Annotated in this window: 21 protein-coding genes and 1 pseudogene; 8 read left to right on the top strand and 14 right to left on the bottom strand. The window is 70.8% G+C overall.

The window, feature by feature from the left end; genetic code table 11:
- The first annotated feature begins 27 nt into the window (after nucleotides 1–27).
- On the top strand, nucleotides 28–720 hold the full coding sequence (locus tag ABD151_RS20080; protein WP_343996634.1) for a class I SAM-dependent methyltransferase: 693 nt from the start codon (nucleotides 28–30) through the stop codon (nucleotides 718–720).
- A gap of 113 nt (nucleotides 721–833) precedes the next feature.
- Here ABD151_RS20080 and ABD151_RS20075 read toward each other — a convergent pair whose 3' ends face one another.
- From ABD151_RS20075 to ABD151_RS20060, 4 genes are all read right to left on the bottom strand, one after another.
- The gene (locus ABD151_RS20075; protein WP_343996633.1) at nucleotides 834–1508 is read right to left on the bottom strand and encodes an aggregation-promoting factor C-terminal-like domain-containing protein; all 675 of its coding nucleotides are present in this window, start codon (nucleotides 1506–1508) and stop codon (nucleotides 834–836) included.
- A gap of 235 nt (nucleotides 1509–1743) precedes the next feature.
- Nucleotides 1744–3066, bottom strand: a complete 1323-nt coding sequence (gene phoH2 / locus ABD151_RS20070) for an RNA 5'-3' helicase PhoH2 (protein ID WP_343996632.1) — start codon at nucleotides 3064–3066, stop codon at nucleotides 1744–1746.
- Between the two features lie 298 nt (nucleotides 3067–3364).
- Nucleotides 3365–4279 (bottom strand): aminoglycoside phosphotransferase family protein, encoded by a 915-nt coding sequence (locus ABD151_RS20065; RefSeq protein ID WP_343996846.1) that lies wholly within the window; start codon nucleotides 4277–4279, stop codon nucleotides 3365–3367.
- Nucleotides 4280–4412: 133 nt separating this feature from the next.
- Nucleotides 4413–5189 carry an isoprenyl transferase gene (locus ABD151_RS20060; RefSeq protein WP_343996631.1) on the bottom strand — a complete coding sequence of 259 codons (777 nt, stop codon included), beginning with the start codon at nucleotides 5187–5189 and terminating at the stop codon, nucleotides 4413–4415.
- A gap of 118 nt (nucleotides 5190–5307) precedes the next feature.
- Here ABD151_RS20060 and trhA point away from each other — a divergent pair, with 118 nt between their 5' ends.
- The 3 genes from trhA (at nucleotide 5308) to ABD151_RS20045 (ending at nucleotide 8225) form a co-directional block, all read left to right on the top strand.
- Nucleotides 5308–6048 (top strand): PAQR family membrane homeostasis protein TrhA, encoded by a 741-nt coding sequence (trhA, locus tag ABD151_RS20055; protein ID WP_343996630.1) that lies wholly within the window; start codon nucleotides 5308–5310, stop codon nucleotides 6046–6048.
- Nucleotides 6049–6177: 129 nt separating this feature from the next.
- On the top strand, nucleotides 6178–6660 hold the full coding sequence (locus tag ABD151_RS20050; protein ID WP_343996629.1) for a SigE family RNA polymerase sigma factor: 483 nt from the start codon (nucleotides 6178–6180) through the stop codon (nucleotides 6658–6660).
- Nucleotides 6657–8225 carry a PASTA domain-containing protein gene (locus ABD151_RS20045; RefSeq protein WP_343996628.1) on the top strand — a complete coding sequence of 523 codons (1569 nt, stop codon included), beginning with the start codon at nucleotides 6657–6659 and terminating at the stop codon, nucleotides 8223–8225. Before ABD151_RS20050 ends, ABD151_RS20045 begins: the two co-directional genes overlap by 4 nt.
- On the opposite strand, the gene ABD151_RS20040 is transcribed toward ABD151_RS20045, so the two are convergent.
- Together ABD151_RS20040 and ABD151_RS20035 are read right to left on the bottom strand one after the other, a co-directional pair.
- Nucleotides 8207–9496, bottom strand: coding sequence for a glutaminase (locus ABD151_RS20040; protein ID WP_343996627.1), 1290 nt, complete (start codon nucleotides 9494–9496; stop codon nucleotides 8207–8209). The two genes, ABD151_RS20045 and ABD151_RS20040, sit on opposite strands and share 19 nt — an antisense overlap.
- Before the next feature lie 91 nt (nucleotides 9497–9587).
- Nucleotides 9588–10247: a PaaI family thioesterase gene (locus ABD151_RS20035; protein ID WP_343996626.1), complete on the bottom strand. Its 660-nt coding sequence runs from the start codon at nucleotides 10245–10247 to the stop codon at nucleotides 9588–9590.
- A 203-nt stretch (nucleotides 10248–10450) separates the two neighbouring features.
- On the opposite strand from ABD151_RS20035, the gene ABD151_RS20030 reads away from it, so the two are divergent.
- Together ABD151_RS20030 and ABD151_RS20025 are read left to right on the top strand one after the other, a co-directional pair.
- Nucleotides 10451–11215 (top strand): PadR family transcriptional regulator, encoded by a 765-nt coding sequence (locus ABD151_RS20030; RefSeq protein ID WP_343996625.1) that lies wholly within the window; start codon nucleotides 10451–10453, stop codon nucleotides 11213–11215.
- 157 nt (nucleotides 11216–11372) lie between these two features.
- On the top strand, nucleotides 11373–12551 hold the full coding sequence (locus tag ABD151_RS20025) for a fibronectin type III domain-containing protein (protein WP_343996624.1): 1179 nt from the start codon (nucleotides 11373–11375) through the stop codon (nucleotides 12549–12551).
- A gap of 15 nt (nucleotides 12552–12566) precedes the next feature.
- Here the strand turns inward: ABD151_RS20025 and ABD151_RS20020 are convergent, their stop codons facing one another.
- Nucleotides 12567–13796 carry a hypothetical protein gene (locus tag ABD151_RS20020; protein ID WP_343996623.1) on the bottom strand — a complete coding sequence of 410 codons (1230 nt, stop codon included), beginning with the start codon at nucleotides 13794–13796 and terminating at the stop codon, nucleotides 12567–12569.
- Between the two features lie 64 nt (nucleotides 13797–13860).
- Here ABD151_RS20020 and ABD151_RS20015 point away from each other — a divergent pair, with 64 nt between their 5' ends.
- Entirely contained in the window at nucleotides 13861–14706 is an 846-nt protein-coding gene (locus ABD151_RS20015) for an LLM class F420-dependent oxidoreductase (protein ID WP_343996622.1), read from the top strand.
- 114 nt (nucleotides 14707–14820) lie between these two features.
- On the opposite strand, the gene ABD151_RS20010 is transcribed toward ABD151_RS20015, so the two are convergent.
- Nucleotides 14821–15390, bottom strand: a complete 570-nt coding sequence (locus ABD151_RS20010; protein WP_343996621.1) for a hypothetical protein — start codon at nucleotides 15388–15390, stop codon at nucleotides 14821–14823.
- A gap of 136 nt (nucleotides 15391–15526) precedes the next feature.
- Here ABD151_RS20010 and ABD151_RS20005 point away from each other — a divergent pair, with 136 nt between their 5' ends.
- A complete protein-coding gene (locus tag ABD151_RS20005; RefSeq protein WP_343996620.1) occupies nucleotides 15527–16138 on the top strand; it encodes a TetR/AcrR family transcriptional regulator in 612 nt (203 codons plus the stop codon).
- Nucleotides 16139–16148: 10 nt separating this feature from the next.
- On the opposite strand, the gene ABD151_RS20000 is transcribed toward ABD151_RS20005, so the two are convergent.
- From ABD151_RS20000 to ABD151_RS19975, 6 genes and pseudogenes are all read right to left on the bottom strand, one after another.
- Nucleotides 16149–17429: a tyrosine-protein phosphatase gene (locus tag ABD151_RS20000; RefSeq protein WP_343996619.1), complete on the bottom strand. Its 1281-nt coding sequence runs from the start codon at nucleotides 17427–17429 to the stop codon at nucleotides 16149–16151.
- Nucleotides 17430–17574: 145 nt separating this feature from the next.
- Nucleotides 17575–18111 carry a hypothetical protein gene (locus ABD151_RS19995; RefSeq protein ID WP_343996618.1) on the bottom strand — a complete coding sequence of 179 codons (537 nt, stop codon included), beginning with the start codon at nucleotides 18109–18111 and terminating at the stop codon, nucleotides 17575–17577.
- Nucleotide 18112: 1 nt separating this feature from the next.
- Nucleotides 18113–19654 carry a choice-of-anchor P family protein gene (locus tag ABD151_RS19990; protein WP_343996617.1) on the bottom strand — a complete coding sequence of 514 codons (1542 nt, stop codon included), beginning with the start codon at nucleotides 19652–19654 and terminating at the stop codon, nucleotides 18113–18115.
- The gene (locus tag ABD151_RS19985; protein ID WP_343996616.1) at nucleotides 19651–20358 is read right to left on the bottom strand and encodes an ABC transporter ATP-binding protein; all 708 of its coding nucleotides are present in this window, start codon (nucleotides 20356–20358) and stop codon (nucleotides 19651–19653) included. The genes ABD151_RS19990 and ABD151_RS19985 overlap by 4 nt, the downstream gene beginning before the upstream one ends.
- Complete coding sequence (locus tag ABD151_RS19980) at nucleotides 20358–21152, bottom strand: ABC transporter ATP-binding protein (protein ID WP_343996615.1); 795 nt, start codon at nucleotides 21150–21152, stop codon at nucleotides 20358–20360. Before ABD151_RS19980 ends, ABD151_RS19985 begins: the two co-directional genes overlap by 1 nt.
- Nucleotides 21139–21508, bottom strand: a pseudogene (locus ABD151_RS19975) (hypothetical protein); the annotation flags it as partial. The gene ABD151_RS19980 and the pseudogene ABD151_RS19975, both read right to left, overlap by 14 nt.

Raw genomic sequence — 21508 nt, 5'->3', positions numbered from 1 at the left:
CCTTCCCCTGCTGCGTAGGGTGCAGGTATGGATGACATCCATACCTTGCATACCCAGTACGCAACCGAAGATCGCCTCGAGATCCGCCGAGCCGTCTGGCAGCCCGGCCCGGAGGGCAACCCGTCCACCGCCGCCCTCGACGTCATCCTCGACTCCGGGGCGGCCGACGTCCTCGAGCTGGGCTGCGGCACCGGCGCGTTCGCAGCACGGCTGGCCGCGATCCCCTCTGTGCACGTCACCGCCACCGATGCCTCCGCCCGCATGGTCCAGGTGACCCGTGACCGCGGCGTCGAGGCGCGGGTGGTCGACGCTCAGGCGCTTCCGTTCGCCGACGACTCCTTCGACGCCGTCGCCGCGCTCTGGATGCTGTACCACGTACCCGACCGGGACCGCGCCCTCGCCGAGATCCGGCGGGTGCTGCGACCCGAGGGTGTCTTCGTCGCGATCACTGTCGGCACCGACCACCTCGCCGACCTGCGCAGCGAGGCCGGTGGGCGGCCGTGGGAGCCGAGCTTCTCGAGTGAGAACGGTCCCGAGCAGCTGGCGGCGCACTTCGACAGCGTCGAGCGGGCGGAGTTCCACACCCGCGCCTACTTCGAGAACCGTGCCTCGGCGCTGGAGTACCTGCACACGATGCCCGACGACATCGCGTGGGATCTGCCGGAGTTCACCGAGCCACGCGGCTTCGGTGGACACGTCACGCTCTTCACCTGCCGCTGAGCGGCGCATTGCGCCCCGCTGATTTGCGATCGTCCCTAACGTTTTGGCTGCTCACACCGCAGGGCAGCAGCCAAAACGTTAGGGACGATCCCCCATCAAGCGAGGGAGAAGGCTCAGTACCAGCCGACCGACTGGCTGTGGCCCCAGGCGCTGCACGGCGAGCCGTAGCGGTCCTGGATGTAGCCGAGGCCCCAGCGGATCTGGGTGACCGGGTTGGTCGCCCAGTCGGCACCGGCCGAGGACATCTTGGAGCCGGGCAGCGCCTGCGGGATGCCGTAGGCGCTCGACGTCGGGTTGTCGGCGTTGACGCGCCAGTTGGACTCGCGGGTCCACAGCGAGTCGAGGCAGCCGAACTGCGAGGAGTCCCAGCCGAACTGGGCGAGCAGGACCTTCGCGATCTCCTTGGGGTCGGAGTCGGAGTGGTCCTCGGTGCGGGTGATCGCGTTGCCCTTGGTCTCGGCGCTGAGCAGCGCGGCCTGGGTGGGCACCTCGACCTCGTCGCGGCGGTCCGAGCGCGAGACCGTCTCGGTGCGGCGCTCGGCGACCGCGGCGGCGTCAGGCGCCTGGGCCTGGCCACCCTGGGCGACGACGTCGCTGGTGGAGACGTTCGCGGCGACGTGGTCGAAGCTGTCCGGCGCGGGGCTGTCGCCCGCCACGCCGGCAGCGACGGCGGTACCGGTCGCGGCGACTGCGATGGAGGAGAACACCAGGGTGTTGCGCGCGACTCGCTTGGGCGCGCTGGCAACGGGAGCCCGGTGCGTGGGCACGTACTTCTTGTGTTTCGACACAGGCCGTCTCAGGGTCTCGACTACAGGGGCGACCCCTCGACTCGACGTCCCCACAGCCGCGAGTGGTCCTCCGACACCCTGCCCCACGAGCCAGGCCCAGGCAAACCGAACCGCCCGAACTGTGGGAACTCATTCATCACAATGGTCACAACCGTCACAGTGACCTCACTCACCACAGATTCCCCGTCGAGATGTCGGGTTTGCCCGGGCGAGGCTGTGAGGCAGGGCGCGTCGGCTACATCGTCACGTGCTCCAGCATCTCGGTGACCAGGGCCGCGATCGGCGAGCGCTCCGAGCGGGTCAGGGTCACGTGGGCGAAGAGCGGGTGGCCCTTCAGCTTCTCCACCACCGCCACCACGCCGTCGTGGCGCCCGACCCGCAGGTTGTCGCGCTGCGCGACGTCGTGGGTGAGCACCACCTTGGAGTTGGCGCCGATCCGCGAGAGCACGGTGAGCAGCACGTTGCGCTCCAGCGACTGCGCCTCGTCGACGATCACGAAGGCGTCGTGCAGCGAGCGGCCCCGGATGTGGGTCAGCGGCAGCACCTCGAGCATCCCCCGGTCGATCACCTCATCGATCACGTCCTGTGAGGTGAGCGCGCCGAGCGTGTCGAAGACCGCCTGCGCCCACGGCGACATCTTCTCGCTCTCCGAGCCCGGCAGGTAGCCGAGCTCCTGGCCGCCGACGGCGAAGAGCGGGCGGAAGACCACCACCTTCTTGTGGGCGCGGCGCTCCATCACCGCCTCCAGGCCCGCGCACATCGCCAGCGCCGACTTGCCGGTGCCGGCCCGGCCACCGAGCGAGACGATGCCGACCTCGGGGTCCAGCAGCATCTCCAGGGCGATCCGCTGCTCGGCCGAGCGACCGTGCAGCCCGAACGCCTCCCGGTCGCCACGGACCAGGTGCACCTGCTTGTCCGGTCCGACCCGGCCCAGCGCCGTCCCCCGATCGGAGAGCAGCACCAGCCCGGTGTGGCACGGCAGGTCACGGGCCTGGTCGAGGATCGCGACGCCGTCCTCGTAGAGCTCATCGACATCGGCCGCGGCGACCTCGATCTCGGTCATCCCGGTCCAGCCGGCGTCCGACTCGTGCACCGACTCCGCACGGTACTCCTCGGCGTCGAGACCGACCGCCGAGGCCTTGATCCGCAGCGGCAGGTCCTTGGAGACCAAGGTGACGTCGGCGCCCTCGTCGGCAAGGTTGCGGGCCACCGCGAGGATCCGGGTGTCGTTGTCGCCGAGCCGGAAGCCGCTGGGCAGCACCTCGGGGTTCGTGTGGTTCAGCTCGACGCGGATCGAGCCGCCGGCGTCGCCGACCGGGATCGCCTCGTCCAGCCTGCCGTGCTCGATCCGCAGCTCGTCGAGCATCCGCAGGGCCGAGCGGGCGAAGTACCCCAGCTCCGGGTGGTGACGCTTGCCTTCGAGTTCGGTGATCACCACGACCGGCAACACCACTTCATGCTCGTCGAACCGGCGGATCGCGCCTGGGTCGGCCAGCAGCACGCTGGTGTCGAGGACGTAAGTGCGGACCGATGCCTTCTTGGAACGCTTCGCAGCCACGGGGTACCCCTCAAGGCCAGCGAGCACTCCGCACCGGCCCTAGCTCATGCAGATGGACCGGGACGGCACCCGAAGACCGGAGTGCCGGCCTCCTCGCCGAGACCGCACGGCAACCACCGTGTTGTCTCCACTCGGGTCGTGACTTCTCACGATCGGGCCTCCTGGTACCAGCCGGCTTCCCCACCGGCTGACGCCTCGAAAGTACGCCGCCACGCCGCTCGGTTTCGGCGACACGCCAGAACGGGATGTTTCCAATGCATGAACTCTGCGTCGGCTTCCGATGGCCCATCGTCAGGACCTACTCCTGGACCGCCTTCGCCACCGTGATCGCCCGGGTGAGCTGGGTCTTCTCGGCCGGGGCCAGCTCCCGGCCCGCGCGGACGGCGTCACGGTGGGTCCAGTGGGCGTTGAGCACGCTGCGCACGATCACCCAGTCGCGCGCGCGGTCCTCGTCGAGCTCGGCCGTGTCGATCAGGGTGTGGAACCGGCGCCGGACGCCATCGCGGACCGAGCCGACCTCGCCGTACTCCTCGAAGCGGTTGCGCAGCATCGGCTCCAGCTCGTAGCCGGGATCGCCGTTCGCGGGCTTGGGGTCGATCGCGACCCACCGCTCCTCGCCGTCACGGGAGTCGAGCAGCACGTTGGCGTAGTGCAGATCTCCATGCAGGACGCACCGGTCCGGCTCGGCGGTGAGGTCACGAGCCAGCGCGAGTGCCTGATCGACCATGCGCCGCGGGATCGGCACGCTCCGGGCGTCCGCTCGCAGCTCCTCGGCCCACCTGCGCACACGGGCACCTTGCGACGGCAGTTGCGGCATGACCGGCACGTGCAGCTGCGGGTAGAGGCCACCGACGATCTCGCAGGCCTGCTGGTCCCAGTGCTCGGTCAGGTCAGTGCGCGCAAGGCGTTCCAACAGCAGCGCCCGCCGTCCGGGGTCGGCACGCAGCAGCCGGACCGCTCCCCTGCCCTGCCAGCGCTGCAACGCGACCGCCTCCGGCTCCGACTCCTCGTCGGGAAGCGCGACCTTGAGCACCGCAGCCTGACGCGAGGCGGTGCGCACCGGGATCGCCACCGAGCAGTACCCGTGCCACACCGGCCCCTGGGCCCGCAGCTCCCACTCCTCGAGCAGCGCGTCGATCAGCTTCGGCAGGGTCGCGAGCCAGTCGGCCCACACGACGCCGAGCCCGGCCCGCGACATCAGCTCCGGTGGCATCTGCACGTGGTGACCTCCTTGGCGAAGTCGCGAGTTCGCGTCGTCGTAGCGACGCTGCCGAACGAACGGCACCTCAAATGGCCGATTTCAGGTGCCGAACGTCAGGGACTATCCAGAAGAAGAGCGAGGCGGGTCAGGCGCCGAAGCGGCGCTCGCGCTGGGCGTAGGCACGCAGGGCCCGGAGGAAGTCGACGCGCCGGAAGTCGGGCCACAGGGCCTCGCAGAAGTAGAACTCGCTGCGGGCGCTCTGCCACAGCAGGAAGCCGCCCAGGCGTTGCTCACCGGAGGTCCGGATCACCAGATCGGGGTCGGGCTGGCCCTTGGTGTAGAGGTGGTCGTTGATCAGCTCCACCGACATCGTCCGCGCGAGCTCGTCGAGCGAGGTGCCCGCCTCCGCGGCCTCATGCAGGATCGATCGGACGGCGTCCGCGATCTCCTGGCGCCCGCCGTAGCCGACCGCGATGTTGACCAGCATGCCGTCGACGTCACGGGTGGCCTCCTCGGCCTCCTTCAGCCGCTCGGCGGTGCGCTGCGGAAGCAGGTCGAGGGCACCCACCGGGTGCAGCCGCCAGCGGCGCTGGTCGGCCAGCGAGAGCACGGCCTCCTCGATGATCACCAGCAGCGGCTCGAGCTCGGCGGCCGGGCGGTTGAGGTTGTCGGTGGAGAGCAGCCACAGCGTGACGACCTCGATGCCGACCTCTTCGCTCCACCCGAGCAGCGGCTCGATGTTGGCCGCTCCGGCGCGATGACCGTGCGCGGTGTCGGCACCGACCGCCTTCGCCCAGCGCCGGTTGCCGTCGAGCATCACCCCGATGTGCTTGGGGAGGCCACCGGTGGGCATGGTGCGCAGCATCCGAGCCTCGTAGGCCGGATAGAACGCCCGCCGCACCGCTTCCTTCCAATTCGCCACCTCACCATGCTAGCGGCGCCGACCGCAGGTGACCCGCGTCGCTGGAAGGTGACCGCTCCTCGGCGTGAACTCCGTCGCATCTTCCCGCTCGCAACCTACGGTCGGGTAAGTTAGCGCCATGAACGACATGATCCGCACCCGAGTCGACGCCGTCCGCGACGGCTTCGAAGGTCTTGTCGACCACGTCGAAGACGCGATCGCCGAGATCAAGCCGAAGCTCCGCGGCTGGCTGCACCTGGCCTCCGCGCCGCTGATCCTGGCTGCCGGCATCGTGCTGATCGTGCTCTCCCCAACCACGACCACCAAGATCGGCTCGACCGTCTTCACGGTCTCCGCGCTGGTCCTGTTCACGGTCTCGGCGGTCTACCACCGCGGCACCTGGTCGCCGCGCACCTGGGCGTTCCTGAGGCGCTTCGACCACGCGAACATCTTCGTGCTGATCGCCGGCTCCTACACGCCGTTCGCCCTGCTCTTCCTGGACGGCGCCGCGCAAACGACGCTGCTCACCGTGGTCTGGGTGGCCGCGATCGCCGGGGTCGTCTTCCGGGTCTTCTGGACCGACGCCCCGCGCTGGCTCTACACGCCGATGTACATCGCGCTCGGCTGGGCCGCCCTCTTTTTCATCCCGCAGTTCATCGAGGGCGCGGGCAGCTACCAGGCCGGCATCGCGATCGCCGCGCTGGTGCTGGTCGCCGTCGGCGGCGTGCTCTACACGCTGGGCGGGGTCGTCTACGGCCTCAAGCGCCCCAACCCGTGGCCGCAGTACTTCGGCTTCCACGAGGTCTTCCACTCCTTCACCGTGGTCGCCTTCATCACCCACTACGTCGGCGTCTCGCTGGCGACGTACTCCCTGCGCTGAGCAACCCCGGGCGTCCTCCGCACGGACACCCCCTCCTCGCGCCCGGTGACGTCCTGAGCAGCAGGGAACCTTTGCGGCACCCTCGACAGTCTCAGGAGTGAGTGCCGAGGGCACAGCGAAGGAGAGCCGGTGGAGTTCAGCGAGTACGTGGCGATCCGCAGGGCGCGGTTGGTGCGCTCCGCGGTGCTGCTCGGCTGTCCGGAGGCGGACGCCGAGGACGTCGTCCAGACGGCGCTGTCGCGGGCGTTGCGCGCGTGGCGCAAGGTCCAGCGCGCCGACTCCCCCGATGCGTACATGCAGCGGATCCTGCTGAACACGCTGCGCGACACCAGGCGGCGGCGCTGGTCGGGCGAGATCCCGACCGAGACGCTTCCGGACGGCGGCAGCCCGGACGACACACAGCGCCAGACCGACGGCGTCGCCGTGCGTCAGGCCCTGGCCGCGATGAGCAGCGAGCACCGCGAGGTGCTGGTCCTTCGCTTCTACGCCGACCTCTCCGAGCGTGACACCGCGCTCGCCCTCGGCCTCGCCCCCGGCACCGTGAAGAGCCGGACCTCGCGCGCGCTGACCGCCCTCGCCGCGACCCTCGACGTGACCAGGAGTGCGCGATGATCCACGAAGACGAGGCCCGCCGGCTGCTCCAGTCGGCCGCCGACACGATCGACGTCACCAGCACGGCGCCCCTGCCGGAGCCAGCGCCGCGCCGCACCCCGTGGCTCGCGGCCGCTGCCGCGTTGGTGGTGCTGGGCGCGGGCGCCGGCATCGCCTTGGGCGTGGGTGGTGACGACGACGCGGCGGCACCACCCGCCACCCAGCGCACCGACTCCACGCAGACCGCCGATGATCTGCCCGAGGGCAGCGTGCCGCCGGTGCTCGGCATGATGGTGGACGACGCGAAGGCCGAGCTGGAGGCGCAGGGTCTCACCGTGAGGTTGGAGACGGGCTACGACTGCCTCTATACCGACGGCCGCGTGATGGAGACCGAGCCCGGCCTCGGACTGGTGCCCGACGGTGCCGTCACGCTCACGATCTCGCAGGGCATCGCCCCCAACGTCCAGTGCTCGGGAGGGCTCTGGGAGGAGGACTGGGCGATCCTCGATCTCGCCCAGGGCCGCGCTCCGGCAGACGACCCCGGCTTCGCCCCCGAAGTCTCCGTCGTCGTGGACGGCGGCGCGGCGACCACTCTCACCCGCGCGCAGGCCCTCGACCCTGCCACCTGGACGCCAGGCTCCGGGCTCGCCATCGTCGGCGCCGCGCTCGACGCCGTCCGACCTCCGGCCGAGGACGGTGACGCGTGGCAGAAGGCCCAGGTCAGCTCACGCTTCGGACTGCCCCCACTGACCGAATGTGGCATCACCCGCCCCGGCTCGGAGGCCGACCTCGACGTCACGACCCTCTCCGTCGATTCACGCGATCAGGCCTGCGGGGCTGCGGTTCAGGTCTACCGTCAACCGCCGCCCGACCATCGCGGGCTGGGCGAGGTCGTGGCGCTCGTCGTGCGCAGCCCGCAGACCGGCTCGGTCGAGAAGGTCGAGGTTCCGGACGTGCGCGGCCTGCGCAAGGACGACGCCCGAGAGGCGATCATCGCGGCAGGCTTGGCGGTCACCACGAACACTGAGCGACGCTGCGACCCGGGCACCGGCGTCACCCAGCAGACCCCGAAGCCAGGCGCGTCGGCAGCCGGCGGCGACGTCGTCCACCTGGCGCTGCAGGCGGAGCCGAAGGGCGCCAACTGCGCCGGTCTGAGCAAGGCCGCGAACGACCTGCTCACCTGGGCGCGTGGCGGTGCCGCACCACGCTTCGCCGATCAGGTCACCCTGATGCGGGGCTACGCCGAGACCGGCACGCTGAGCGCTGCTGAGGCCGCGGGCAAGGGCAACTGGCGCAACTGCCCGCCTGCGATCTCCTTCTGCCTCAGCGCGCTCGACGCCATCGCCGACACCGACGGCCCGATCCAGCGCCGTTGGGACACCGACAACATGCCGCAGCTCGACGACGGTCGCTACCTGGTCGACTGCACCGCCGACCTCGGCGGACTGCCCGACGGGTTCTACGACGCCACGCGGATCCACCTCTACCCGCCGTCGTCGCTGCCCTGCAACCAGCAGTGGGAGGTCAGCGTCTGGGTCGACGAGACCGGCGCGATCACCGGCGTGAACTACGCACCGCCGCGCTGAGCGCGCAGCTCCTCGCGGCTGCGCACCACCCGCAGGGCTCCGCCGTCCCCGGGCTCGGGATCGGGGATGACGCCGTCCGGGTCGAGGAAGAGCACCTCGCGTCCGTCCAGCGAGAGCCGGCGCACAACCTCCAGCAGCATCACCCGGCCGACCCGGTCGACCGACTGCAACCGCTCGATGTCGAAGACCACCCGCTCGGTGACCGGGGTGGCCTCGACCACCGCCCGGAGCACCACCTCGGCGGTGGTGAAGCCCAGCGATCCCTGTAGCTGGAAGACGATCGCGGAGCGGCCGTCGTCGTCGAACCGGCGCACCTTGCGCAGCACCGAGCGGCTGGGCGCGGGCACGTCCATCAGGTGCAGGCCCATGTCGTCCGACATCCGCCCGAAGAGGTGGACGCCGCGCACGCTGTTGCCGTGGGCGTCGAGACGGGGCGAGAAGGTGGCCACCCCGACCTGCCCGGGAAGGGCCCCGATCAGGCCACCCGCGACGCCGCTCTTGGCGGGGATGCCCACCGTGGTCACCCAGTCGCCGGCGGCGTCGTACATCCCGCAGGTGGTCATCACGCTGAGCACCTGGCGGGCCACCCGCGGCGGCACGATCTGCTCCCCGGTGATGGGCTGCCGGCCGCCGTTGGCCAGGGTCGCGGCCATCACCGCAAGGTCGCGGGTGCTGACCAGCAGCGAGCACTGCCGGGTGTAGCCCGCGACGACCTGGGTGGGGTCCTCCTCGAGGATGTCGTAGCTGCGCAGGATGTGCGCCAGGGCGAGGTTGCGGTGCGCGGTCTCCAGCTCCGAGGCGCAGACCTGCTCGTCGACCTCCAGCCGCCGCCCGGCGAACGCCGACAGCCCCGCGACGACGCGCTCCAACCGCTCGGCCGCGTCCAGGCCCGGTGCGCCGGCCAGCGAGTGCGTGGCGATCGCACCGGCATTGATCATCGGGTTGCGCGGCCGCCCGGTGCCGGGCTCGAGCGAGAGCTCGTTGAACGCATCGCCGGACGGCTCGACGCCGACCTTCGCCAGCACCCCGTCCAGACCCCGGTCAGCCAACGCGAGCGCATAGACGAACGGCTTCGAGATCGACTGGATGCTGAACTCGACGTCCGCGTCACCAGCGGAGTAGAGCACGCCGTCGATCGTGGAGATGGTGACGCCGAAGCGGTCCGGATCGGCCTTCGCCAGCTCCGGGATGTAGTCGGCGACGGCACCCTCGCCCGTACCGGCGCTCGCGCCCAGCACCTCGGCCAGGTAGTCGGGGATCGGGGACTTCATCGGCACTCCTCGGCTGGCCAGGGCGGTCGCGCCCACCGTAGTCGTTGGTGCCGCAGCCTCCGCCGCACGCCTGGGCTGAGCAGTGCCCGGCTCAGTCCTCCTGCGGCTTGCGCGCCCAGCGCGCCAGCACGAAGACGCCTTCGCTCTCCGCGGTGACGCCGTCCTCGGTGCTCAACGTGCACCTGACGACGAACTTGTTCGCGGTGCGAGTCTCGACCCAGGCGTGGGCCACGGCCGGCCCCAGTCGGGTCGGCTGCAGGTAGCGGATGGTGAGGGTTCCGGTGAAGGTCGGACCGTTGCCCTCCAGGTGCGCCGCGCGCCCGCTCGCATGGTCGAGGATCAACGCGATCCAGCCACCGTGGAGGCAGCCGGGCGGCCCCTCGTAGCCGGCCCCGAAGTCGGCCTCGTAGCGGACGCCGTCAGCGATCGGGACCTGGCACAGCGGCGGGGCGACGGCGTTCTTCTGGCCGGTCGCCGCGTTGCCCCAGTTCCAGGCGAGGCCCTCGTCGTTGACGTGCATGCCGAACGAGCCGGTGTCGACCTTGGTGCCCAGGATCTCCTGCGCTGCGCGGATGTGCTGCCGCGCCAGGGCGACCGCGTGCTCGTCGACCTCGCTGAGGATCGCGGTGGAGACCAGCTCGCGCACCTCCTCGGTGAGCGGCACCCACAGCGCCTCGCGCTCGGCGAGCTCGTCGGCACTGATCGCCTCGGTGACCCGCTTGTGCCACACCGGGCGCTGCTCGTTGCTCACATCGGCCTCCGGCCTACTCGCGTCTCGCCCTCGCGCCGAGGGACCAGGGCCACTGTGACGCCTCGGCGTCCTCGGCAACGCACCGGGTCTCGGTGGCTGGACGACGCCTGCTCGGCTTCGGCTTGATTGACGCGAAACATCGGCGTACGTTAACGATATATCGCGAAGCACTCGCGATACCTCAATCAGAAAGAGAAAGCATGATGAACGAGTTCCACTCCTACAACGAGTTCAACGGCCGCTCCCGTCCCGGGCGCGGCGAGGGCCGTGGTCGCCGTGGCGGCCCCGGACCTCAGGACGAGCGCGGCTTCGGCGGCGGCCCGCGCGACGAGCGCGGATTCGGCGGCCCTCGCCGTGGCGGTCGCGGCGACGCGGCGGTCGGCGTCGGCCCCGGCCCGTTCGGCCCCGGCGGGCCGCCGCCCTGGCTGGCCGAGATGTTCGGCCCCAGTCCCCGCGGTCGCGGACGTGGCCGCGGACATGGCGGCCCTAAGGTCCGGCGCGGCGACGTCCGCTCCGCGATCCTCGACGTCCTGCGCACCAGCGAGGAGCCGATCAACGGCTACCAGGTGATCGGGCAGATCGCAGAGCGCAGCGGAGACGCCTGGCGTCCCAGCCCCGGCTCGGTCTACCCGACCATCCAGCAACTGCAGGACGAGGGCCTGGTCGATCTGGACGAGGGCAGCGGACGCCGCGCACTGCGGCTCACTGCGGACGGGATCGCCTGGTGCGAGGAGCACGAGGCCGAGCTCGCCGCCGTCTGGGCGCCGTTCGACGCCGAGCCCGCCGAGAGCGCCGACGAGTTCGGCAAGGCCAAGGCCCAGATCGGGCAGGTGCTCTCCGCCGTCTGGCAGATCGCCTCCACCGGCTCCCCCGCCCAGCGGCACGCCGCCCTCGAGGTGCTGGCCGACACCCGGCGCCGTCTCTACGGCATCCTCGCCGACGGCGACGAGGCCACCGAACAGGACTGATCCGATCGTGCGGGCCGCGCCACCGGCGCGGTCCGCACCGGTCCGCACCGGTCCGCACCGGTCCGCACCGGACCTGGCGCCAGGACTGCGCTAGACCACCTGGCCGCAACCACCGATTCCCTGGCGCGCAACCGCCGCCCGGAGTCACAGTGCAGGAATGGCCCGTCACACGCATCTCCTGGGAGCGCTGGCCCTGCTCGGCGCGACGCTCACCGGCCTCGGCACCGCCTCACCGGCCGCGGCCGACTACGCCGAGCGCTGGTGCAGCACCGCCGCAGCGCCGTGCATCCAGAGCCTGAGCATCAACGGCGTCGCACAGAGCGACGCGAGCCCCGTCGAGCTGGTCCTCAACGGGCCGACCGACCTCGGCGGCTACCGCGAGGTGAACCTCGAGCTGAGCGCCGCCGGCGCAGCTCCCTCCCCCGGCGACGTGCTGAGCGTGGTGATCAACACCGGCAACGCGTTCGTCCCGGACCGGATGTTCGGGCGTCTCGGCCTCCACGACGTCGACACCTGGCGCGAGGGCGACGGCACCCACCGGATCCGGATCACCGGCACCCCGGTCACCTGGGCGTCGGGCTGCGACCCCGAGGCCGCCTGGCCGTGGCCCTGCCCGAGCACCTCGACCGGCGACGAGATCGTCTTCGGCGCCGACATCGCGATGCTCGAGGATCGCGACGACTCCAGCATCGGCATGCATGCGGGCACCAACGCCGCCTTCAACGGGATCTTCTTCGACGAGCAGCCGGACGGCTCGCACGCCTTGACCACCGAGCTGGTCGCGCCGCACTACTACGCCGACGGCACGACGCCGATCGCGGGCGCCGTGCGCTATCGGCTCTCCTATCGGCAGATGCGCAGTGACATGGGCACCCCCAACCCGGAGACGCTGACGCCGGGGAGCCTGAGCGGCACCATCAACGGCGGCACCGGAGGCGGTGCGTTCAGCACCTGGCACGATCCGGACGGCGGCGGATTCTTCATCCAGGCAACGGGATTCACCTTCTCCGTCAAGCGGATCAAGGTCCGCCCGAGCCGGATCACGCCGTCCCGACCGGTGATCACCCGGACCCAGCGGACGACGTCGCGCAAGGCCGTCCTCACGCACACCCTGGCGACGCCGCGCGGCGCGAAGGTCACCGGCTACCAGGCTCGCTGCACCCCGCGCCGCGGGGCGATCGTGCGCAGCACCGGCAGCGCCGCGACCAAGCGCGTCGTCGTGCGGGGGCTGCGCCCGGGCGTCAGCTACACCTGCCGGGTCGCCGCACGCTCCAAGGCAGGCACCAGCGCCTGGAGCGCGAAGGCGAAGGTGCGGGCACGGGTTCAGGCCCGGTAGTGGCGGGACAGGAGCTCAGACCGGATAGAGCGGCAGCGAGCGGCGTGGCTCGAAGGTGAAGCCGGCGCCGGTGCTGTACCGGGTCACCGCGACCTCGTCGAACTCCTTGGCATCCTCGCCCCGCACCACCTGCAACGACCAGGCCTCGCTACTGCCCGCGACCTCGACGTCGAAGGCCGGATCGAGGGCCCGCACGGCCGCCTGGAGCGGCCGCAGCTCGTCGGGAGTGCAGAGCGAGAGCCAGGCCCGGTCCTCGTGCGCCAACGAGGGCCGCACCTCGACCCGGTCACCGTCGCGCGCGGCCGCGACGTAGGCGGCGGGGTTGAGGATCGGGTGCAGCATCAGCAGCCGAGCGGCGCCCTCGCTAGTGCGAGGCAGCTCGACCGCGCGCATGATCCGCTCGGAGGCGATGCCGGCGATCCCGATCAGGGTGCGCAGCGCAAGACGCTCGGCATCGGCCGGAGCGTCGGGCAGGCGCTTCTCGACGGCCATCCGGAATCCGTTGAAGAGCAGGTGCATCTGCAGGCAGACCTCGTCGGCGATGCGGACCAGCGCCGCGTGCGAGAAGTCGGCGAAGTCGAGGTCGCTGAGCAAGGGGCCGGAGTAGTCGTCGCGGCCACCGCCGCCGGGGACGATCGGTTCGAGCTCGACCTGCGCCGCGCGCGACTCGGAGTTGCGCAGGCACTCCGCGGTGGCGGAGACCCGGGGATACGCGGGATCGATGATCACCGTCCAGGCACAGTGCGGCGTGCGGTCGCTGGGCACCCGCGGCGGGCGGTGGATCGGGCGCACCTGGGCATGCGGGTTGGTCGCCACCGCGGTCGCGTCGAAGGTCGGGTCCTCGATGTCATGGCACATCGCGCGGACGTACTCGGCGCCCATCGGCTCGACGTCCATTAGGGCCCCGCAGTGGTCGAGGTGGAAGGCACCGTGCTGCAGATCGTCGACGCTGTAGCGGAAGTCCATGAACTGGGGCGGTGCGCCGATGTCGAGCTGCAGCCCCTTGAAGATGGTGACGACGTCGTCACCCTGGTAGCCCAGTGCGCGCTGCATCCGCCGGGTATAGATCGGCGAGGCGGCAGCCCACTCGTCGATCGCGACCTGGGCCATCTCGTCGCGCCCGAAGGCACCGATGCACCAGGCCATGCCGGACCGGTCGATCAGCTGGCCGATCAACAGCAGCTCGGGGACCAGCCTGGCGAGCTCGTCGCGGGTAAGGGCCTGGTACCGGGATCGCTCTTCCACATTTCCCATAGTGCCCCCTATGATAATTGCTCGTCAACGTCTCGTCTCCAGAACGGATCGCCTTATGCGCAACGGTCTTGTGCTCTTCACCAGTGACCGCGGGATCACCCCGGCGCGTGCCGCCAAGGCCGGTGAGGACGCCGGGTTCGACACCTTCTACGTCCCCGAGCACACCCACATCCCGGTCAAGCGCGACGCGGCGCACCCGGGAACGGGTGACGAGACGCTGCCGGACGACCGCTACCTTCGCACGCTCGACCCGTGGGTCTCGCTGGCCACTGCGGCCGCCGTCACCGAGCGGATCAGGCTCTCCACCGCCGTCTCGCTGCCGGTGGAGAGCGACCCGATCACCCTGGCCAAGTCGGTGGCCACCCTGGACCATCTCTCCGGTGGGCGGGTGACGATCGGGGCCGGCTTCGGGTGGAACACCGATGAGTTGGCCGACCACCACGTCCCCGCAGGCAAGCGGCGCACCGTGCTGCGCGAGTACCTGGAGGCGATGCGGGCCCTGTGGACGCAGGAGGAGGCCTCCTATGCCGGCGAGTTCGTCAGCTTCGGCGCGTCGTGGGCCTGGCCCAAGCCGGTGCAGGACCACCTCCCGGTGGTGATCGGCGCCGGCGCAGGGCCGAAGACCTTCGCCTGGATCGCTGCCAACGCCGACGGCTGGATGTCCACCCCGATCGAGACCGAGATCGCCGAGCGCTGCGCGCACCTGCACCGCGCCTGGGCCGACGCCGGTCGCGCCGGCGACCCGCAGATCCACGTGTTGGTCACCTTGCGCCCCTCCCCCGACGACCTCGCCGCCTGGGCCGACGCCGGCGTCACCGACCTGATCTGGGGCATCCCCGACAAGAGCGCCGACGAGGCAGAGAGCGCGATCGGACGGTTGGGCGAACGCTTGGGGTTGTGAGGAAGCGTTGACGACGTCTACCTGACGGGGTTCAATGGAACCTGCCCCCGCTTCGCGGAGCGGAGTGGAAGTGAGCCTGAGCAATCCTGCTGAGTTGGGGTCTCGGGCTCGCGGTCATTTCAGCCCGCTGATGGATTCCAACTCGACGATCGGTCCCAACATCGAGAAGATGCCCGGCATCTTCCGACGGTCATCTCCAAAGGCTCCAGCGATGATGTCCGGTAGCCACAGCAAGGGTTCCTCCCATCCAGGAACGTGAGCGATCCGCAACCGCGAACTCACATCGCGGCGAGCACGCATCGAATCAAGAAGATGGCGGTCTTTGACGTTCTGCCTCGCTTGGCGGGCCTCGACCACTACGGACTCAACCCCGTAGCTGTGTTCGAGATTCCACAACATCCGCTCAAGACACTTGCGGCGCCGTCGTTCCGACGATTCATCGCCGCAGTCATCGCGGACGAGGATGTGATGAATAGCAGGCATCGCGGCGATCGTCTCCACCAGGAGACGACGCTGGCCACGACTTCGTTCATACCAGTGGACCTTCTGTTCGCCTGGGAGACGCAAAGCGGAGAGGCGGGAGCGCAACCCTTCGAGGTGATCGGTGACGACCAAAGAGCAAGCCAGGACGTACGTGCCGCCCGTCGCCGGTTCAGACTCGTCGAGGTAGGCGTGCCAGGTCATGCCGACGAGGATTGCACCCCGCTTCCTGCCGACACCGCGCATTCCCGAGTTATCCACAGGCGACCTGATCCGGGCCAGTGCGGCAGGGGCTCAGGCCCTTCACGGCACCACCTCGCGCCCACCGTAGAATCGCCGCGTGACGCTCAGCGCGAAGGGAACCCGACTCAACCGTCGTGGCTTGGAGACGCGCCGCCACCTGCTGAAGGTCGCGCTCGGGGTGCTCGCCGACGGCGGCGCCGAGGCGGTGAGCGCGAATCTGATCGCGCGCGAGGCCGGCGTCACCTGGGGCACCGTGCAGCACCAGTTCGGCGACGCCGACGGGCTGTGGGCAGGGGTCCTGGACTACGTGGCCGACAACCGCGGCCCCGTCTTCGACACCGTCACCGAGAGCTCCGACGTCACCGGCCGGGTAGCTGCCGTCGTCGACGCCATGTGGGAGTCGCTCGACCTGCCTGGCCAGAAGGCGCTCTACAACCTGCGCAAGGCGCTACCGGCCGAGCGCGGCGAGCTGGAGAGCCAGTTCCCCAAGACCGCCGCCGCGATCGCCAACTGGGACGCCGAGTGGACCGCCATGTGCGAGGCCGCCTTCGACGGCCTGACCGTGGACCGCGACCGGCTGGCCCGGGTCCGGGCCCTGTTGCCCGGCGCGATCCGCGGCATCCGCGAGGAGCAGTTCTTCAGCTCCTACGCGGACACCGACGCTGCCAAGCAGGGCCTGGTCGACGCGCTGTCGCTCTACCTGGCCTGAGGCCGCCGCCTCACACCAGGAGCTTCGCGCGCAGCGCCTTCACGGTCGCCGCGTCCAAGCCCAGACCCCTGCTCAGGAAGCGGTCGAAGCTGCCGTACTCCTCGTCGATCGCACGGAACATGCCGGCCAGGTTGGCGCCGTCCTGCTCCAGCAGCGGCCGGATCAGTCCGAGATCGACGCCGATCGTGGCGAGGCGGTCGTAGGTGGCCTGGTTGGACGACGCCCGGTAGCGGTTGGAGAGCTCGTAGTCAGTCAGGATCGCCCGCTCCGGAACGCCGAGAATGCGCTGGATGACGGCGGCGAAGATGCCCGTGCGATCCTTGCCCGCGGTGCAGTTGAAGATCATCGGCACGCCGTCCGGCCCCGCCAGCAGGCGCAGTGCCTGGCCATAGCCGACGCGTGCCGGCTCGCTGCGGATCATGTCGATCGGACCGGCCGCGGCGATCTGCTCGGCCTTGCTGTCACCGAGCAGGTCCTCGACCACGCTCGGGTCGCCGCTGCGCAGCGCGGCCTGGATCGCCTGCGACAACGCGTCCGTGCTGGCGTCGAGCAACGGGATCGCCGTCTCCTCCACCGAGGCGGGGTAGCGGTTCGCCCCCGCGGAGGCGATCTCACTGGGCGCCCGGAACTCGATCGAGCGACGCAGGCCCATCGAGGCCAGCGCCGCGGTGTCGCGCACCGTCGGCGCCGTCATGGCATCGCTGCGGAAGAGCACGCCCCAGCGGATCGAGCGGCCGTCGACGGTGCGCATGCCGCCGAGGTCACGGGTGTTGGTGGCCTTGTCCAGTCCCACATTGCGGGTCGAAGCCACGGTTCCCTCGACATCCTTCACGCGTGCCGCCTTCGTGAGCTTCCTGCCCTGCTTGGCTGCCTGGCGCCGCTGCTTGGCCACCTTGGCGCGACGCTGCGCCGTGATCCGCTTCGCTGCCTTCACCGCGGACGGCGAGGCGACCTCGAAGTACCAGCGCGCGTCAGTCGCCAGCCCCTTCACCACAAGGGCGCCGTAGGCCGATGAGCCGACCAGGGACCCGCTGCGGGACGGGTTGCCCGGCTTCCTGCTGGCGTAGACGCGGTGCCGCCCGGCTCCGCTCCAGGTGAGGCGGTAGGCACCCGATGCCGTCCGGGTCACCTCGACGGAAGCGGGAGCCGCGGCCTTGGCGACCGTCGTGAGCGCTGGCGCCGGAGCACGCGTCACCCCGGTGGGGCCGGCCGCCGCCACCGCGGACGGGGCGGAGGCCACGAAGGCCAGGGAGACGAGCGTGGTCAGGGCAGTGCGGTACGGCCGATTCATTCGCTGGAGCCACCTTCGGATGGGAGTCAGCAGCGAACCTAGTGATCCAGCGCACATTCCCGGTCGTGGCGTCCCGTTGAGTGGTGCCGCGCTGCACCAGGCGCCGTCGGCTGGCGCAGGGCTGCACCCATCAACGAGGCGGACCTCAGCTGCGCCGCGCGTCCGGGCGGCAGACCCGGCACAAGGTGAGCGCGTCGGTGCGCGCACCCAGCGGCACCAGATCCTCGCGGTGCGCGATCAGCTGGCAGTCGCGGCGATGCACGGTGTCCCCCTCGCCGACGGTGACCTGGACCGCGCCGAGGTCCTCACCGCGCGGGTCCAGCGACGCCGCCCGCGAGGTGACGTCGGCCAGCACCAGCAGGGTGTCGGCCAGTCGCTTGGACGACTCCCGGCCGTCGGCCGCGATCCGGGCCAGCCAGGCGCCGAAGTAGAGGAAGCCACCGACGAAGGTGAGCCCCAGCCCGAAGAGGCCACCGGAGACCAGGTAGGAGAGCTGCTCGTGCTGGTACGGCGTGTTGGCCGCGCCGTACCACCCGAAGGCGATCACCACCAGGCCGAGCGGCAGCAGGATCGCGCCGGCCCAGAACAGCACGACCTGCAACAGCTGGAAGTGGTTGTTCAGCAGTGGCGCGACGCCGGCGCGGTCACGCGTCCCCGCGCGGGGCAGGCTGGTCGTGGTCATGTCACACCTTTCGCAGATCGGGAAGGCCGCTGTCGAGGCCATGGGTACAGGCGCCCCCGGCGCCCAGCGCCAGCACGCCGGCACGCCGGAACCAGCTGCCGGCGACGGCCGCAGCCGCGATGCCGCCGAGGATCAGGCCGCCGGAGATCGAGAACAGCTTCGGCAGTCCGGCCGCGACCGGCTGCACCGGCGGCAGGTCACCGGCCGCATCGGTCGGGGTGTCCGTCGTCGGGGTGCCCGGGTCGCTGGGCGCCTCGGGCGTGCCGGTGCTGCCCGGGTCTGTGGCCGGCGTTCCGGCGTCGTCGTCGCTCGCGCCCGGGTCGCTGGCCGGAGGCGCGGTCTCGTCGGTCGGCGGTGCGCTCACCGGCGGCACCGTCTCCAACGTGGCCCGGGCCTCCCCCAAGGTCAGCACGATCCGCGGGGCCAGCGAGCCGAGGCCGGCCACCACGCTCTTGAAGAGCCCGGCCTCGGCCGGCATCAGCTCCGCGAGCTGGCCGAACGGGATCGCCGAGAGCAGCGGCGTCAGGATCTCGGTCTTGATCTCCACCACAAGACCACGACTGACCGAGGTGGTCACGTTGCCCTCACTGCTGCGCTCGGGCTTCGGCACCGTGATCGAGACGCCCAGCTGCTCCAGCGCCTTGGCGGGGTCGTCGGCGAGGAACGGGATGGCCTGGGTCTTGCCCATCGCCACCACGCCCTCGGGCCCGATCGAGAACTCCTGGCCGGCGATGGTGAGTCCGCCGTAGCTGGCCTTGCCGCCCGCCTTTCCGGCGCTGCCGTCACTGGAGGCGGTGGCCACCGTGCTCACGCCCTCCAGCTTGATCAGCCCGCCCAGCAGGCTGACGTCGCCGAGGCGCGACTTGGAGGTCACCTGCACCTCGCCGTCGACGACCGCGCTCTTGGAGGTCGAGACGTAGCCGTTGAAGTCGATCAGGGTCGCCAGCCCGGCCGGCATCCCGGGCACTCCGGTCTCCTGCTTGTCGGCGCCCGCGAGCTGTCCCAACCCCAAGGTCTGCAAGAGGTTGCCGACCATCCCGGACGCCGCCGGGGTCTCCTCGACGTCGCTGTCGGGCGAGAACCCGGTCGAGCCGGCGGCTGCCGTCTCGTCGGCGCTGGCGCGCATCACCATGCCGGGGAACGGCTCGTCGCGCTGCGACTGCGCATCCGAGGGATAGGTGGCGTTCACCTGCACCGGATAGCCGCCGGCGAACAGCTGCGGCGGCAGCCCGAGCTGCTCACCGAACGTCTTCAGCCCCTCACCGACCGGGTCACCCGGCCAGAACCAGCTGGCCCGGCTCAGGCTGCTGCCGGAGTCGGCCTTCGCCTTGCTGTAGGCCATCATGAACTCCAGCTGCGGGCTGGACGGGATCGGCAGCGAGGGCTCGTAGATCTCCAGGTGCACCGGCGTCGCCCAGGCGTTCGAGGAGTAGCCGCCGAAGGTCGGCGCCGCCGGCTCCTGCTCGTCGTCCGCAGCCGCGCTCCAGGGCAGCGCGACGCCGAAGACCAACGCGGCGCCGAGCGCAGCGGCTGCCCGCCTCACGCGGCACCGCCGAGGATCACATCCGCCATCGTGTTCATGACCTCTCCTGGTTCGCCGGTGGCGACCACCCGGCCGCCGGACATCACGGCCGCATAGTCGGAGACCCGGAGCGCGGTGCGCGCGAACTGCTCGATGCAGACGATGGTCACCCCGCTCTGCGCGATCATCCGCACGGTGTCGTAGAGCTCGTCCACGATCAGCGGCGCCAAGCCCATCGAGAGCTCGTCGAGCAGCAGCAGAGCCGGGTCGGAGGCCAGGGCGCGCGCCATCGCCAGCATCTGCTGCTCGCCGCCCGACATGGTGCCGGCCAGCTGGTGTCGCCGCTCGTGCAGTCGCGGGAAGTAGCTGAACGCGGTCTCCTTGATCAACCCCGGCGAGACTCCGGCGTAGGACATCAGCAGCAGGTTCTCCTCGACCGTGAGGTTGGGGAAGACCGAGCGTCCCTCCGGGATCGTGCACAGCCCGACCCGGGCCAGCGCGTCGGCCGACGCGGAGCGGACGTGCACTCCCCCGAGATGCAGGTCCCCCGACGTCGCCGCCTTCTGACCGCTGATCACCTTGACCAGCGTGGACTTGCCGGCACCGTTCGGACCGAGCAGCGCCATCACCGCCCCCTTGGGCACGCTCAGGTTCACTCCGCGCAGCACCTCGATCCGCCCGTAGGACGCGTGCAGGTCGATCACCTCCAGCATCGGCACGCTCATCAGCCGACTCCGATCGCCGGGATGGTGGTGGTCGCCTCGAAGGGTGCCAGGTCGTCGCGGGTGTTCTCCTCGTCGCTCTGGCCCAGGTAGGCCCGCTGCACCCGCTCGTCGCTGCGCACCTGCCCGGGCGATCCCGAGCAGATGATCTCGCCGAAGTCGAGCACGTGGATCTCGTCGCAGACCGTCATCACCAGGTCCATGTCGTGCTCGACCATGACGATCGCGCGACCCTCCGCCGCCAGCGCCAGCAGCAGCTCGCCGAAGGCGTCTGTCTCGTGCTCGTCGAGCCCTGACGACGGCTCGTCGAGCAGCAGCAGCCGCGGATCCCCTGCCAGGCAACGGGCCAGCTCGAGCAGCCGGGCGGTCCCGGTCGGGATGGAGTCGGCCCGCTCGTCGGCGTAGCCCGCGATCCCGACCCGCTCCAGCAGGTGATCGATCTGCGCCGTCTGGCTGCGCAGCACCCCGCGCAGGCCACCGGCGATGTCGAGCGCGACCCGCACGTTCTCGCGCACCGTGAGCGACCCGAAGGCCTCGAGCCGCTGGAAGGTGCGCGCCATCCCCCGGTGCGAGCGCCGGTGCACCGGCGTCCGGGTGACGTTGCGTCCGTCGAAGCGGACCGTGCCCTGGGTCGGACGCTGCAGCCCGGTGATCACGTTGAAGCAGGTGGTCTTGCCCGCACCGTTGGGCCCGATCAGCCCGGTGATCCGGCGCTCCTCGGCGCTGAACGTCGCCCCGTTGACGGCGGTCACCCCGCCGAAGCGCACGACCACCTCGTCGACCTCAAGCAGTGGCATGGTCGGTCTCCTCCAGGGACTCGCTCGATCCGCGTGCGGCCGGCACGGCCGGCCCGTCCAGCTCGGGGGCCCAACGCGGGATGCGCTCGCGCACCCACGGCTCGCCCCGCTCGCGGGCCAGCCGGCCGAGCCGGAAGAGCTGGTTGGCCAGCCCGTTCGGGTCGCGGCCCAGCGCCACCGCCCCGAACCCGAGGACGACGAAGAAGAGGCCGGCCAGCTCGGGGTTGTTCGCTTGCAGCTCGGGCAGCAGCATCAGCCCGACGCCGCCGAGGCAGGCGCCGGTCACCGAGGTGACGCCGAAGACCACGGCCAGCAGCAGCAGCGGAAGGCTGTTGAAGAACTGGAAGTCCGCGGCA

Source organism: Nocardioides dubius (assembly GCF_039528155.1).
GTDB lineage: Bacteria > Actinomycetota > Actinomycetes > Propionibacteriales > Nocardioidaceae > Nocardioides > Nocardioides dubius.
This window is presented reverse-complemented; position numbering and strand designations above follow the sequence as displayed.